Source organism: Paraburkholderia sp. J63 (genome assembly GCF_905220245.1).
Lineage (GTDB): Bacteria > Pseudomonadota > Gammaproteobacteria > Burkholderiales > Burkholderiaceae > Paraburkholderia.
The window spans coordinates 154,635-168,439 of the sequence record NZ_CAJMZF010000008.1; the positions used below are offsets into that span (position 1 = coordinate 154,635).

The 13,805-nt window shown below is 65.9% G+C and carries 11 protein-coding genes and 1 tRNA gene; 6 read left to right on the top strand and 6 right to left on the bottom strand.

The features are described from left to right. Positions 1–206: 206 nt before the first annotated feature. A complete protein-coding gene (folD, locus tag U5775_RS11625; protein WP_322058280.1) occupies positions 207–1,061 on the top strand; it encodes a bifunctional methylenetetrahydrofolate dehydrogenase/methenyltetrahydrofolate cyclohydrolase FolD in 855 nt (284 codons plus the stop codon). 306 nt (positions 1,062–1,367) lie between these two features. Continuing rightward, positions 1,368–3,467, top strand: coding sequence for a M3 family metallopeptidase (locus tag U5775_RS11630; protein ID WP_322058281.1), 2,100 nt, complete (start codon positions 1,368–1,370; stop codon positions 3,465–3,467). Between the two features lie 107 nt (positions 3,468–3,574). On the opposite strand, the gene U5775_RS11635 is transcribed toward U5775_RS11630, so the two are convergent. Beyond that, on the bottom strand, positions 3,575–4,861 hold the full coding sequence (locus tag U5775_RS11635; RefSeq protein WP_322058282.1) for an amidohydrolase family protein: 1,287 nt from the start codon (positions 4,859–4,861) through the stop codon (positions 3,575–3,577). 65 nt (positions 4,862–4,926) lie between these two features. Next, positions 4,927–6,123: a DNA polymerase IV gene (gene dinB, locus U5775_RS11640; RefSeq protein ID WP_415913557.1), complete on the bottom strand. Its 1,197-nt coding sequence runs from the start codon at positions 6,121–6,123 to the stop codon at positions 4,927–4,929. 134 nt (positions 6,124–6,257) lie between these two features. On the opposite strand from dinB, the gene U5775_RS11645 reads away from it, so the two are divergent. Then, positions 6,258–6,953: an aspartate/glutamate racemase family protein gene (locus U5775_RS11645; RefSeq protein WP_322058284.1), complete on the top strand. Its 696-nt coding sequence runs from the start codon at positions 6,258–6,260 to the stop codon at positions 6,951–6,953. Positions 6,954–7,034: 81 nt separating this feature from the next. Here U5775_RS11645 and U5775_RS11650 read toward each other — a convergent pair. Both U5775_RS11650 and U5775_RS11655 read right to left on the bottom strand, forming a co-directional pair. Then, positions 7,035–7,111: transfer RNA gene (locus U5775_RS11650), tRNA-Met, on the bottom strand. A 193-nt stretch (positions 7,112–7,304) separates the two neighbouring features. Next, positions 7,305–7,847, bottom strand: coding sequence for a PadR family transcriptional regulator (locus tag U5775_RS11655; protein WP_322058285.1), 543 nt, complete (start codon positions 7,845–7,847; stop codon positions 7,305–7,307). A 261-nt stretch (positions 7,848–8,108) separates the two neighbouring features. Here U5775_RS11655 and U5775_RS11660 point away from each other — a divergent pair, with 261 nt between their 5' ends. Then, entirely contained in the window at positions 8,109–9,095 is a 987-nt protein-coding gene (locus U5775_RS11660) for a nitronate monooxygenase family protein (RefSeq protein WP_322058286.1), read from the top strand. Positions 9,096–9,199: 104 nt separating this feature from the next. Here the strand turns inward: U5775_RS11660 and U5775_RS11665 are convergent, their stop codons facing one another. Continuing rightward, on the bottom strand, positions 9,200–9,820 hold the full coding sequence (locus U5775_RS11665; protein ID WP_322058287.1) for a 2-hydroxychromene-2-carboxylate isomerase: 621 nt from the start codon (positions 9,818–9,820) through the stop codon (positions 9,200–9,202). A gap of 80 nt (positions 9,821–9,900) precedes the next feature. Here U5775_RS11665 and U5775_RS11670 point away from each other — a divergent pair, with 80 nt between their 5' ends. Both U5775_RS11670 and xth read left to right on the top strand, forming a co-directional pair. After that, positions 9,901–10,629: an SDR family oxidoreductase gene (locus U5775_RS11670; RefSeq protein ID WP_322058288.1), complete on the top strand. Its 729-nt coding sequence runs from the start codon at positions 9,901–9,903 to the stop codon at positions 10,627–10,629. 97 nt (positions 10,630–10,726) lie between these two features. Beyond that, complete coding sequence (xth, locus tag U5775_RS11675) at positions 10,727–11,512, top strand: exodeoxyribonuclease III (protein WP_322058289.1); 786 nt, start codon at positions 10,727–10,729, stop codon at positions 11,510–11,512. Positions 11,513–11,549: 37 nt separating this feature from the next. Here the strand turns inward: xth and U5775_RS11680 are convergent, their stop codons facing one another. Then, entirely contained in the window at positions 11,550–13,643 is a 2,094-nt protein-coding gene (locus U5775_RS11680; RefSeq protein ID WP_322058290.1) for a prolyl oligopeptidase family serine peptidase, read from the bottom strand. Between the last annotated feature and the right edge of the window lie 162 nt (positions 13,644–13,805).

Consider the following 13,805-nt stretch of genomic DNA (forward strand, 5'->3'; position numbering starts at 1 on the left):
TGACGCTTTTTCCTGCTTCGTCCGGCCGGCGTTTCGCCTGGCCGCGACAGCTCACGCGCGTCGCGCGGGTATAATGTCGGCCTTCGCAGCCGGCGCCCGCTTCCCGACGCACGAGCGACGCGCATTGGCGTTGTGCAGGTACGTTGATCCACCCGCCGCGCTCCGGCATGCATCCCCGCATCGCCCACCCTCGAACTCGACCGACCATGACAGCCACCCTCATCGACGGCCTCGCCCTCTCCAAGAAACTGCGCGCCGACGTCGCCACGCGCGCCGCCGCCCTCACTGCCCGCGGCCATCAGCCAGGCCTCGCGGTCGTGCTGGTCGGCGACAACCCGGCGAGCGAAGTCTATGTGCGCAACAAGGTGAAGGCCTGCGAGGATAACGGCCTCTATTCGTCGTACGACCGCTATGCCGAATCGCTCTCCGAAGCCGATCTGCTCAAGCGCATCGACGAGCTGAACCGCGACCCGAAGATCCACGGCATCCTCGTGCAGTTGCCGCTGCCGAAGCAGATCGACAGCCACAAGGTGCTCGAGGCGATCGCGCCCGAGAAGGACGTCGACGGCTTTCACGTGGCCAACGCCGGCGCGCTGATGACGGGCCGCCCGCTGTTCCGCCCCTGCACGCCCTATGGCGTGATGAAGATGTTCGAGGAATACAAGATCCCGCTCGAAGGCGCGAACGCCGTGGTGATCGGCCGCTCGAACATCGTCGGCAAGCCGATGGCGCTGCTGCTGCTCGAAAAGGGCGCTACCGTCACGATCTGCCACAGCAAGACGCGCGACCTCGCGAAAGAGACGCGCGAGGCCGACATCGTGGTGGCCGCCGTGGGCAAGCGCAATGTCCTGACCGCCGACATGATCAAGCCGGGCGCGACCGTGATCGACGTGGGCATGAACCGCGACGACAACGGCAAGCTCTGCGGCGACGTCGATTTCGCGGGTCTCAAGGAAAAAGCCGGCTTCATCACGCCGGTGCCGGGCGGCGTGGGCCCGATGACCATCACGATGCTGCTCGTCAACACGATCGAGGCGGCGGAGCGCGCGGCCGGCGTCTGAGCCCCGCGCGGCACGCTTCATGCGGCGCGCTCGCAAAGCCGTCTCAAAGCCGTCTCAAAGCCACAACAAAGCGGCCCGACGCCTTCAGGTGAACTGAGGCGCGGGCCGCTTTTTTTCGCGGGCGCATCGCCGATCCGCACGCCGCCGCGCCCCGATTGCGCCGCCGCAGCCGGACTTCTGTTAATTTGCTCGGATGCACCGGTTGGAAAGTGCGCCGCGCGCCCCAATAACCCAAATATCGGGGTGCGCGGCGCCCCGGCCCATCTCCCTCTCGAATCAACCGCGACAGAAGGAACAGGACGCATCATGGCAACTACTCCCTCCGATAATCCGCTGCTCGATTTCACCGGCCTGCCGCGCTTTGGCGAGATCCGTCCCGAACACGTGACGCCCGCACTCGACGTGCTGCTCGCGAACGCGAGCGCCGCGGTCGAGCGCGCGGCCCAGCCGATGACGCCCTCGCAGTGGAGCGACGTGGTCGAACCGCTCGAGCGCGCCACCGAGCCGCTTTCGCGCGCCTGGGGCGCGATCGGCCACCTGAACGCCGTCGCCGACACGCCGGAGCTGCGCGCCGTCTACGGCGAGAACCTGCCGCGCGTGACCGAGTTCTGGTCGAGCGTCGGCCAGAATCTCGCGCTCTACGAGAAGTACAAGGCCATCACGAACCACAACTCGTTCGAGCTGCTCTCGGGCGAGCGCAAGAAGATTCTCGACAACGCGCTGCGCGACTTCCGCCTTTCCGGCGCCGAACTGCCCGAAGACCAGAAGCCGCGTTTCGCCGAATTGCAGGAGCGCCAGGCCGCGCTATCGAAGACGTTCTCCGACCACGTGCTCGACGCCACCAACGCCTACGCGTTCTACGCCACGAACGAGAGCGAGCTCGCCGGCCTGCCCGCCGACGTGATCGCCGCCGCGCGCGAAGCCGCCGAGCGCGAGAACAAGGAGGGCTGGAAGTTCACGCTGCATTTCCCCTCGTATTTCCCCGTGCTGCAGTACTCGGAGAACCGCGCAATGCGCGAGACGATGTATCGCGCCTACGTCACGCGCGCCTCGGAGCTGGGGCCCCAGTACGGCGGCGGCAAGCCCGAGTGGGACAATACGGCGATCGTCAACGACGAGCTCAAGCTGCGCGCCGAAGAAGCGCAGATGCTCGGCTACAACAACTACGCCGAAGTCTCACTCACGCCGAAGATGGCCGAGTCGCCCGCGCAAGTCATGAGCTTCCTCGAAGACCTCGCTACGCGCGCGCGTCCGCACGCCGAACAGGACTGGCAGGAGCTGAAGGAATTCGCCGCCAGCGAACTGGGCCTCACGCAGATCGAGCCGTGGGACATGGCCTTCGCGGCCGAGCGCCTGCGCCAGAAGCGCTATTCGTTCTCCGAGAACGAGGTCAAGCAATACTTCCCCGAAGACTTCGTGCTCAAGGGCCTCTTCAAGGTCACGGAGACGCTGTTCGGCGTGCGCATCCGCGACGACAACGCCGCCGTCTGGCATCCGGACGTGCGCTTTTTCCGCGTCGAAAACGCGGACGGCACACTGGTCGCGCAGTTCTACCTCGACCTCTACGCACGCGAAGGCAAGCGCGGCGGCGCGTGGATGGACGACGCGCGCTCGCGCCGCAAGCTTGACGGCAGCAATGTGCAGACGCCCGTTGCCTACCTCACCTGCAACTTCTCCGCGCCCGTAGGCGGTCGTCCCGCGTGCTTCACGCACGACGAAGTCATCACGCTGTTCCACGAGTTCGGCCACGGCCTGCATCACATGCTCACGCGCGTGGACGAGCTCTCGGTCTCGGGCATCAACGGCGTGGAGTGGGACGCGGTCGAGCTGCCTTCGCAGTTCATGGAGAACTTCTGCTGGGAATGGGACGTTCTCACCGGGATGACCTCGCACGTCGAAACGGGCAAGCCGCTGCCGCGCGAGCTCTTCGACAAGATGCTCGCCGCGAAGAACTTCCAGAGCGGCCTGGGCACGCTGCGCCAGATCGTGTTCTCGATGTTCGACATGGCGCTGCACGTGGACTTCGACGCCTCGAAGGGCAAGACCGTGAACGAGCTTGCACGCGAGATCAACGAGCGCTATCACGTCATTCCGCAGGCGCCGTTCTCGCGCTGGCCGAACACGTTCAGCCACATCTTCGCGGGCGGTTACGCGGCAGGCTACTACAGCTACAAGTGGGCCGAAGTGCTTTCCGCTGACGCCTACGCGGCGTTCGAAGAAGCGGCGCAGGCCGAGAAGTCGAGCGTGCTCGACGCGGCCACGGGCACGCGTTATCGCAAGGAGATTCTGGAAGTGGGCGGCAGCCGCCCGGCGATGGAATCGTTCAAGGCGTTCCGCGGACGCGAGCCGAGCATCGACGCACTGCTGCGCCACAACGGCATGGAGCAGCCGCCGGCGCAGCACTAAGAAGCGCGCCTGACGCAAGGCCAAGAAAAACCGCGCACGGGAGCGTATCCCGTGCGCGGTTTTTTATCGGCCGCCTTTTGTCGACTGGCGGCCCGGCACTCGGCGATTCAGCGGTGCAGCCTGAAATCGACGCTGCCGGGCCGGCCTTCGAGCGTGAGCGCCGCGCGTTGCGCGGGTTGGCGGCTCACCACCCTGCCCCGGCTCACCACGGCGAGGCGCGCCGCGCGCAGGCGGATGGCCTCGACGGGGTCTCGCGCGTCGAGCACCACGAGGTTCGCCGCATTGCCCGGTGCGATGCCATAGCCTTTGAGGCCGAGGATCTGCGCGGGATTGACCGTGACCGCGTCGAAGCAGGCGCGCGACGCCTCCACTCCCGTCATCTGCGCGACGTGCAGCCCCATCTGCGCGACTTCGAGCATGTCGCCCGAGCCGAAGCTGTACCACGGGTCCATCACGCAATCATGGCCGAACGCGACGTTGATGCCCGCCGCCATCAGCTCGGGCACGCGCGTCATGCCGCGCCGCTTCGGATAGGTATCGGAGCGGCCCTGCAGTGTGATGTTGATGAGTGGATTCGCGATCGCCGCCACGCCCGACTCGCGCATCAGGGGGATCAGCTTGCTCACGTAGTAGTTGTCCATCGAATGCATCGACGTCAGATGCGAGCCCGTCACGCGCCCATGCAAGCCGAGACGATGCGTTTGCGCCGCGAGCGTTTCGATGTGGCGCGAGAGCGGATCGTCGGACTCATCGCAATGCATGTCCACGCGCAGGCCCTGTTCCGCCGCGAATTCGCAGAGCAGCCGCACCGACTCCGCGCCATCGGCCATGGTGCGCTCGAAGTGCGGGATGCCGCCCACCACGTCCACGCCCATCGCAATGGCGCGCTTGAGATTGTCGAACGCGCCGGGGCTGCGCAAAAGGCCATCCTGCGGAAAGGCCACGAGCTGCAAGTCGAGATACGGCGCAACGCGGCGCTTCACTTCGAGCAATGCCTCGACGGCCAGCAGGCGCGCGTCGCAGACATCGACGTGCGAACGGATCGCCAGCAGCCCGCGCGCGACGGCCCAGTCGCAGTACTGGAGCGCACGCTCGACGAGCGCCTCCTGCGTGAGATACGGCTTGAGTTCGCCCCATAGCGCGATGCCCTCCAGCAGCGTGCCCGATGCATTCACGCGCGGCAGGCCCCAGGACAGCGTGGCGTCCATGTGAAAGTGCGCGTCGACGAACGGCGCGCTCGCGAGCGCCCCGGCCGCGTCGATCTCCTCGCGCGCCTGCGCCGCGAGATGCGGCTCGACGGCGACGATGCGCCCCGCCTCGATGCCGATATCGACCGTGGGATGACCGGCGGGATGCGCGTGCGCGAGCACGGCGCGGCGAATGATCAGGTCCATGGGGCTCCTCGATGGCGTCTTCTTGTGTCGCGGGTGGGCGTTGCGCGTCTATTATCACGCGCGAATCACGCCCCCGCTTCGCGGTCGTCTTCTTCGGGATCGTCGTCGAATAGCGCGAACTGGCCGTGCAGCGCGGGATTGTCCTCTTCGAGCCGCACGCCTGCGCCCAGCAACCGCACCGCCAGCTTGCGCCGCGCGAGCCCCTTCTCCAGCAGCGCGAGCAGCGTGGGCAGATCGGTGGCATCGGCCACGCACTCGACCGTCGTGCGCTGAAAATTCGCGAAGCGGATCTTCACGAAAAGCTTGCGCACGGCGTGCGCGCAGCCCGCGCGCTCGATGCGAGTGTCGAGCTGCGCGGCGAGGCGTTTGAGCTCCTCGCTGCACGCTTCGAGCGTGAGCAGATCGTTCACATAAGTCGTCTCGACGCTCACCGACTTGCGCTCCTGATCCGCACGCACGGGCCGATCGTCGATGCCGCGCGCCAGCTCGTAGAGCCGCTTGCCGAACACGCCGAAATGCCGGTGCAGATCGAACAACGACCACGTGCGCAACTGCGCGCAGGTGGAGAGCCCGAGATTTTCGAGCCTGGCCGCCGTGACCTTGCCTACGCCGTGAATCTTGCGCACGGGCAGCGCGGACACGAACGCATCGACCTCATGCGGACGCACGACGAAAAGCCCATCGGGCTTGTTCCAGTCGGACGCGATCTTGGCGACGAACTTGTTGGGCGCGACGCCCGCCGACACCGTCACGCCCACGGTCTCGCGCACGCGCTCGCGAATCTCGTTCGCGATGAGCGTGGCGCTCCCCTTGCAGCGCGTGGTGCGCGAAACGTCGAGATAAGCCTCGTCGAGCGAGAGCGGCTCGACGTCCGCCGTGTAGTCGCGATAAATCGCCATGATCTGCCGCGAGGCGATGCGGTACTTCTCCATCGCCGAGGGCAGGATCAGCAGGTCCGGACACTTGCGCATGGCCAGCGCCGACGACATGGCCGAATGCACGCCAAAGCGGCGCGCCTCGTAATTGCAGGTCGCGATCACGCCGCGCTGGTCGGGCCGTCCGCCCACCGCGAGCGGGCGCCCACGCAACGAAGGGTCGTCGCGCATCTCGACCGATGTGTAAAAGCAGTCGCAATCGCAATGGATGATCTTGCGAGCGAAGGTGGCGGCCGCCGCGGCTTGAGGTGCGGCAAGCGCGGGCGACGCGGGCGGAGAAAGGTCAGGAGCGGGCGCGTTCAAAGTACCCATACTGTACAAAAACACAGTGCTCTTTTCAAGAAAACTGTCCGCATCGGCGCGCGTCGCCGTACTGAGCGACGCGCGCCGGACCGTATCTGTACAGCGGCGGCGCCATGCCTATACTCGTCCGATCAATTCAACCATTTGCGGGACGCGCGATGAAGACGATCGGTGTGATTGGCGGGATGAGTTGGGAATCGTCGGCCGAGTATTACCGGCTGCTGAACCGCTACGCGAAGGCGCGGCTCGGCGGTCACCACAATGCACGCAGCCTGATGACGACGGTCGATTTCGCCGAAGTGGAAGCCTTGCAGCGCGCGGGCGACTGGGACGCGCTCGGCGTGCAGATGGCGCAGGCGGCCGCGCAACTGGAGCGCGGCGGCGCCGATCTCGTGCTGTTGGCGACGAACACGATGCATCGTGTATGCGCGGCGATCGAGGCGGAAATTTCGATCCCGTTTCTGCATATCGCCGATCCGACCGGGGCCGCGTTGCGCGCCGCGGGCGTCACCCGCGTGGGCTTGCTCGGCACGCGCTATACGATGGAGCAGGACTTCTACGTGGGCCGGTTGCGCGAGCGGCACGGAATCGAGGCCATCGTGCCGGACGAGCACGATCGGGAGAACGTGCACCGGATCATCTACGACGAGCTTTGTCACGGCGTCGTGCAAGCTGAATCGCGCGGCGTGTATCAGCGCGTGATCGAAACCCTCGCGGCCCGTGGTGCGCAGGCCGTCATTCTTGGATGCACGGAAATTACACTGCTGATCGGGCCGGAGGACTCGGCGTTGCCGGTGTTCGATACCACCGCGCTGCACGCGCAGGCTGCTGTGGACTGGGCGCTGGAGAGTTGATGCGTTTGCGTGCTTCGTGCACGCCCAAGCGGAAATGAAGAAGCCCGCATGATTTTCATCATGCGGGCTTCAGAAACTTGCTGGTTGCGGGGGCAGGATTTGAACCTGCGACCTTCGGGTTATGAGCCCGACGAGCTGCCAGACTGCTCCACCCCGCGTCCGTCAGAGAAAATAATTATAGGGGCATGCATGCATCACGTCAACACTTTTTTCCAAACATTCTCACTGCCCGCTTTGCGCCCGCATGCGTCCACGTCTGTGTAGCGCTCAAACACGAACCGGACTAACGACACATGCCATCGCCAATCAATTCGGAATCCGAACATACTCCCACCGGATGCACCCCGCACCCTACGCATCCCCACCCTTCAAAAGCAGCCGAAGCTCTTCGGCCCATTCGAGCCACGACTCCTGCGTATGTATTCCCACCTTGAGAATCGCATACTGCAACTGCTGGCCGCGCGTGAGCGTCGGCGCGCCGAAGTCGCGCTGCTCGATCGCACGATAAGTCTCGAGACGCGCACGCGCTTCATCGATAAGCCGCGGCAGTTCCTCGTCGAGCCCTAGCGGACCGATAACGGCATCGGCGCGCAGCTTCAGCAGGAACACGTTGCGGTCGTCCACGCCCAGTTGCGTTTCGCGCACCCAGCGCGCCACCTCCTCGCGCCCCGTCGGTAGCACGCGATAGACCTTTTTGCGCGTGGCGGCCGCGTCGGCGGCGCCCTCCTCGACGGCTACCCAGCCGGCCGCCACCATGCGGCCAAGCTCGCGATAGATCTGCTGGTGCGTGGCCTGCCAGAAATAGCCGATTGCCCGGTCGAAGCGCCGGGCGAGGTCGTAGCCGGAGGACTGCTTTTCCAGCAGGGCAATCAGGATGGCATGCGGTGTCGACATCAGGTGATTCTAAACCAGGTCCCCCGCGATGCCGCCCCGGTTTATCGCCAACCGGTCCCCGATGGGTTCCGAGCGCGACCACTATGCAACTAGTTGCATAGTGGTCGTCGGTTTGCTATGTTTAGCCCTGTCGGCCCGCCAGCGCGGGCGCACGACGCGAACAACACGGCAGCGCCCGCACCGGGCCGCCGCCCTCATTCAGCTTTGCATGAGATGGGACCGGACGCCAAAGCGCCACGTCCCATCGACAAGGAGATACGCATGGCCCTGCCCGCCGTCCTGCGACGCGGCCTCTCGATTCCCGTCGTCGGCTCGCCGCTCTTCATCATTTCGAACCCCGATCTCGTGATTGCGCAGTGCAAGGCGGGCGTGGTCGGCTCGTTCCCCGCGCTGAATGCGCGTCCCGAGCACGTGCTGGGCGAGTGGCTCGACCGCATCACGACCGAACTCGCCGAGTACAACGCGAAGCATCCGGACCGTCCCGCCGCGCCGTTCGCGGTGAACCAGATCGTCCACAAGTCGAACGATCGCCTGCAGCACGATCTGGGCGTGTGCGCCGAATACAAGGTGCCCATCGTCATCACCTCGCTGGGCGCGCGCGAGGACGTGAACCAGGCGATTCACGCATGGGGCGGCATCGTCCTGCACGACGTGATCAATAACATGTTCGCGAAGAAGGCCATCGAGAAAGGCGCGGACGGCCTGATCGCCGTCGCGGCCGGTGCGGGCGGCCATGCGGGCACGCTCTCGCCGTTTGCGCTTATCCACGAGATTCGCGAATGGTTCGACGGCCCGCTGCTGCTCTCAGGCGCGATCGGCAACGGCAACGCGATTCTCGCGGCGCAGGCCGCGGGCGCGGATCTCGCGTATGTCGGCTCGGCCTTCATCGCCACGCGCGAAGCGAATGCGGTCGACGCCTACAAGCAGATGATCGTCGAGAGCGGCGCGAACGATATCGTCTATTCGAATCTGTTCACGGGCGTGCACGGCAACTATCTGCGTTCGAGCATCGTGGCGAGCGGCCTCGATCCCGATGCGCTGCCGCAATCCGATCCGTCGGCGATGAATTTCGGCTCCACTCGCGTGAAGCCGTGGAAGGACATCTGGGGCGCGGGCCAGGGCATCGGCGCGGTCAAGGGCATCGTGCCCGCCGCCGAGCTGATCGCGCGTCTGAAGCGCGAATACGAAGCGGCGCGCGAACGCCTGGGCGTGGCGAGCGCGAGCGCCGAAGCGGCGGCTGTAGCCTAAGACGCAACGAAGGGGAACGCATGAAACACATCGGCGTTCCCCTCCTTCGCACGCGATGCACGCACGCCGTGCATCTTGCGGCGCGCCTCCCGTTACGCGGACGATTAAGCCAGCGCCTTCACGCGCGCAATCTCCTCTTCGACGTCGCGCAAGCGGTCCTTGCCGAAGAACATTTCCTCGTTGACGAAAAAAGTCGGCGCACCGAACGCGCCGCGCTCGTACGCGCTCTGCGTATTCGCGAGCAACGCGCCCTTCACGTCCGCATCGCCAAGCGCCGCTTCGAAGCGGGCCGCGTCGAACCCATCGGCTTCGAGCGTGGCGCGCAGCACCTGCGGGTCGTCGAGCTTCAATCCGTCTTCCCACATGTGAACGAACATGCGATCAACGTAGCGTTCGAGCACGCCCTCGCGCTGCGCGGCGACGGCGCCGCGCATCAGTTGCAGCGTGTTCACGGGAAAATGCGGATTCATGCGCCAGGCCGTGAGGCCATGCTTTTCGACGAAGCGCTGGATCTCCAGCATCATGTACTTGCGCTTGTTCTCGATGTGCGCGGTGGTCTCGGCCGGCGACCGGTTGCCGGTCAGCTTGAAGAGTCCGCCGAGCAGAATCGGCACGTATTCGAAACGCACACCCTGGCGCGCCTCGATGGCCGGAATCACCTTGTGGGTCAGGTAAGCATTAGGACTGCCAAGATCGAAAAGAAACTGGACGTTCACCGCGCTCATCGTTGCTCCTCCCTGGGTGCGTGCAATGCATTGCACGCATATTCCTCCATGCAGACGCACAAGACAAGGAGACAAACATCATGACCCAAAAGAAAGCCGTGCTCGTGATCGGCGCGGGCGACGCTACCGGCGGCGCGATCGCGCGCCGCTTCGCGCGCGAGGGCTACATCGCCTGCGTGACGCGCCGCCATGCCGACAAGCTCGCGCCGCTCGTCGCGCAGATCGAGGCCGAAGGCGGCGAGGCGCACGCATTCGGCTCGGACGCGCGCAAGGAAGAGGACATAGTCGCGCTCTTCGCCGAAATCGAGGCGAACATCGCGCCCATCGAGGCCGCGATCTTCAATATCGGCGCGAACGTGCGCTTCGACGTCACCGAAACCACGGCGCGCGTCTATCAGAAGGTCTGGGAGATGGCCTGCTTCGCGGGCTTCCTGATGGGGCGCGAGGCGGCCAAAGCGATGCTGCCGCGCGCCCGCGGCTCGATCTTCTTCACGGGCGCGAGCGCGAGTCTGCGCGGACGCGCGGGCTTTTCCGCTTTCGCGGGCGCCAAGCACGCGCTGCGCGCGCTCGCGCAGTCGATGGCGCGCGAGCTCGGCCCGCGGGGCATTCACGTCGCGCAGATCATCGTCGACGGCGCGATCGATACGGAATTCATCCGCGAGAATTTTCCCGAGCGCTACAAGCTCAAGGAACACGACGGCATCCTGAATCCCGAGCACATCGCTGATGCCTACTGGACGCTGCATCAGCAGCCGCGGGACGCGTGGACGCACGAAATGGATCTGCGGCCATGGATGGAAGAATGGTGAGCGAGCGGCGCGATGAGCCGGGAATCGCGGTAGCGGCCCGCCCTGCCTCGCCGGGCGCTATGATGCGGTATTTCGCCGATTCCCTGCTCAAGTACCCATGAAAATCGCCACGTGGAACGTCAACTCCCTGAAGGTCCGTCTGCAGCACGTCATCGACTGGCTCGCCGAAAGCAAGGTCGACGTGCTCTGCCTTCAGGAGCTCAAGCTCACCGACGACAAGTTCCCGCGCGCCGAACTCGAAGCGCAAGGCTATCGCAGCTGGTTCGCGGGCCAGAAGACCTATAACGGCGTGGCCATTCTCGTGCGCGAGGGCCTCGCCGTCGACGAGGCCACGGTCGTGCGCAACATCCCCGGCTTCGAGGACCCGCAGCAGCGCGTGATCACCGTCACGGTGGAAGGCGCGCGCATCGTCAGCGCGTATTTTCCGAACGGCCAGGCGCCCGGCACCGAGAAGTTCGCCTACAAGCTGAACTGGCTGAACGCGCTGCACGACTGGCTCATTCCGGAAATGCAGCAGCATCCGAAGCTCGCCTTGCTCGGCGATTACAACATCGCGCCCGAAGACCGCGACGTGCACGATCCGAAGGCCTGGGAAGGCCAGAATCTCGTCTCGCCCGAAGAGCGCACGCAGTTCCACCGGCTGATTGCGCTCGGCTTCGTCGATGCGTACCGCCAGTTCGAGCAGCCCGAGAAGATGTTCACGTGGTGGGACTATCGCATGTTCGCGTTCCGCCGCAATGCGGGCCTGCGCATCGATCACATCCTGCTCTCGCCCACGCTCGCGCCCGAGCTCGTGTCGTGCGAGATCGACAAGGTGCCGCGCAAGTGGGATCAGCCGTCGGACCACACGCCCGTCGTGGCCGATCTGAAGATCGCGGGCTGAGCCTGAAGCGCGCGCGGGCGCAGGCAGCCCGCGCCGCTCACCACGCTCCGCCGAGCGTGGTCCACAAAAAGCGGTACACGAGCGCATCGTATTGCGCGCGCTCCAGCGAGTCGCTGCCCGGCCCATGACCGCCTTCGGTGTTCTCCAGATACCAGACGTCCGCATGCCCCTGCTCCTGCATGCGCGCGACCATCTTGCGCGCATGCGCGGGATGGACGCGATCGTCGCTGGTCGAGGTCGTGAAGAGCACGGGCGGATACGCAACGCCGGCTTTCACGCGCTGATACGGCGAATATTCGGCGAGCGCGCGACCTTCTTCGGAATCCTCAGGATCGCCGTACTCGTCCATCCATGACGCGCCCGCGTGCAGGAGCGGATAGCGCTGCATGTCGAGCAGCGGCACTTCGCAGACCACGGCGCCGAACAGCTCGGGCCGCTGCACCATGCACGCGCCAACCAGCAGGCCGCCATTGCTGCCGCCCTTGATGCCCAGTTGCGCCGCGCTCGTATAGCCCTCGGCCACCAACTGCTGCGACACCGCGATGAAGTCGTCGAACGAGCGCTGCCGATGCTCGCGCTGCGCTTCCACGTGCCAGGCCGTGCCGTACTCGCCGCCGCCGCGAATATGGGCGATGGCGACGATGCCGCCCTGCTCCAGCCAGCCGATGCCGGAACCGACGAGATACTGCGGCGTGAGCGCGATCGCGAAGCCGCCATAGCCCGTCAACAGGCAGGGCAAGGGCTTGCGTGCCTCGCCTTCGAGCGCGGCGCGCGGGCCGACCACGGTGAACGGCACCATGGTGCCGTCCGCGGAGCGCGCGTGCGAGCGGATCACGGCGAGCGGCGTGGCGTCGAACTGCGTGGGCCAGCGATCGAGCAGTTCCCAGCTCTGCAGGTCCTGCTGCGCGAGATCGGCGAGCCAGTATTCGGGCGGCAGCAGATAGTCGTCCACGTCGACGAAAACTTCATCGTTGAGCGTGTCTTCGATGGGCGACACGTCCACCTGCGAACTCGCGCGCGCCGGGAACAGACGCGATTGCCATGTCCACGCGCCGTCCTGCTGCTGCGGCTGCCACAGCATCGTGCGGCTTTGCACGTCGTCGAGCCACGAGACGATCAGGACGTTTTGCGTATTGGTCCAGTCGCACGCCGACGTGACCGGCGTGGGCGTGAAAAGCGGCGTGACCTTGCGCTCGCCCGCGAGAAACGCGTCCTCGCGGATCGCGAGCAGCGAGCCGCCCGCCCAGGTGTCTTCGCCGAGCGTCCAGTCGAGCCGCGGCTCGAGCAGCAGCCAGCCATGCCACGCGCCCACCGCGACGTGCGAGGGCACGTCGTAGCGCTGCCACTGGTCGTGCTCATCGAGACGGTACGTAAAGGAATCGAAGAAGTCGACGCTGCGCACCACGTCATGGCGCTTCTCGACGGGGTCGTAATCGCCCTCCACGCTGATGTCGTCGAACTCGCCGCGAAACACCACGGGCGCATCGGCGAGCCGCGTGCCGCGGGTCCAGCGGCGCACCTCGCGCGGGTAGCCCGAGCGCGTGAGCGCTTTCTTGCCGAGCTTGCCGCCCGCGTCCCAGCCAACATACACGCTATCGCGGTCGATCCACGAGACGATGTGCTTGCCCTCCTTCTCGATGGCAAAGCCGCCGTCGACGAACACGCGCCGCGCGAGGTCGAACTCGCGCACCGTGACCGCGTCGGCGCCGCCATCGGAAAGCTGGATCAGCGCCCGATCGCCATCGGGATACAGGATGTCGATGCCCGCGCACACCCAGGGCATGCCTTCGGCCGCGCCGAGCGCGTCGAAGTCGATGAGCGTTTCCCACTGCGGCTTGCGCGCGCGCCAGTCGGCCCATTTCGCGCGGCGCCAGAGGCCCTTGGGATTGTCCTCGTCCTCCCAGAGATCGTAGGCCCACTCCTGCCAGCGGCTCGGGATCACGGGCCGCTCGCGCGGCAGATAGGCTTGCGCGAGGCGCTTCTCCAGCGCCTCGAAGCGCGCGCCGCCTTGCCACGCGCTACGCGTGCGCGCGTTCTGCGCTTCGACCCAGGCCATGGCGGCGGGGTCGTCGAGCGACTCCAGGGAGAGGAACGGATCGGCCTCGGCGGGCCAGGGAGAAGTCACGGGCATGTTCGATCATCGACGGGAAAACAGCGTCGATTATGCCCCAGCGCGCCTTCGGGCTCCTTGTGCCCGCATACTGCCTGGTGCACCCGCGTACGGCCCGGTGCGATCGTGTGCGGCGGCGCAAGCCGCGCCGCCGCACACGATTCACGCCACGCTCATTGCGCG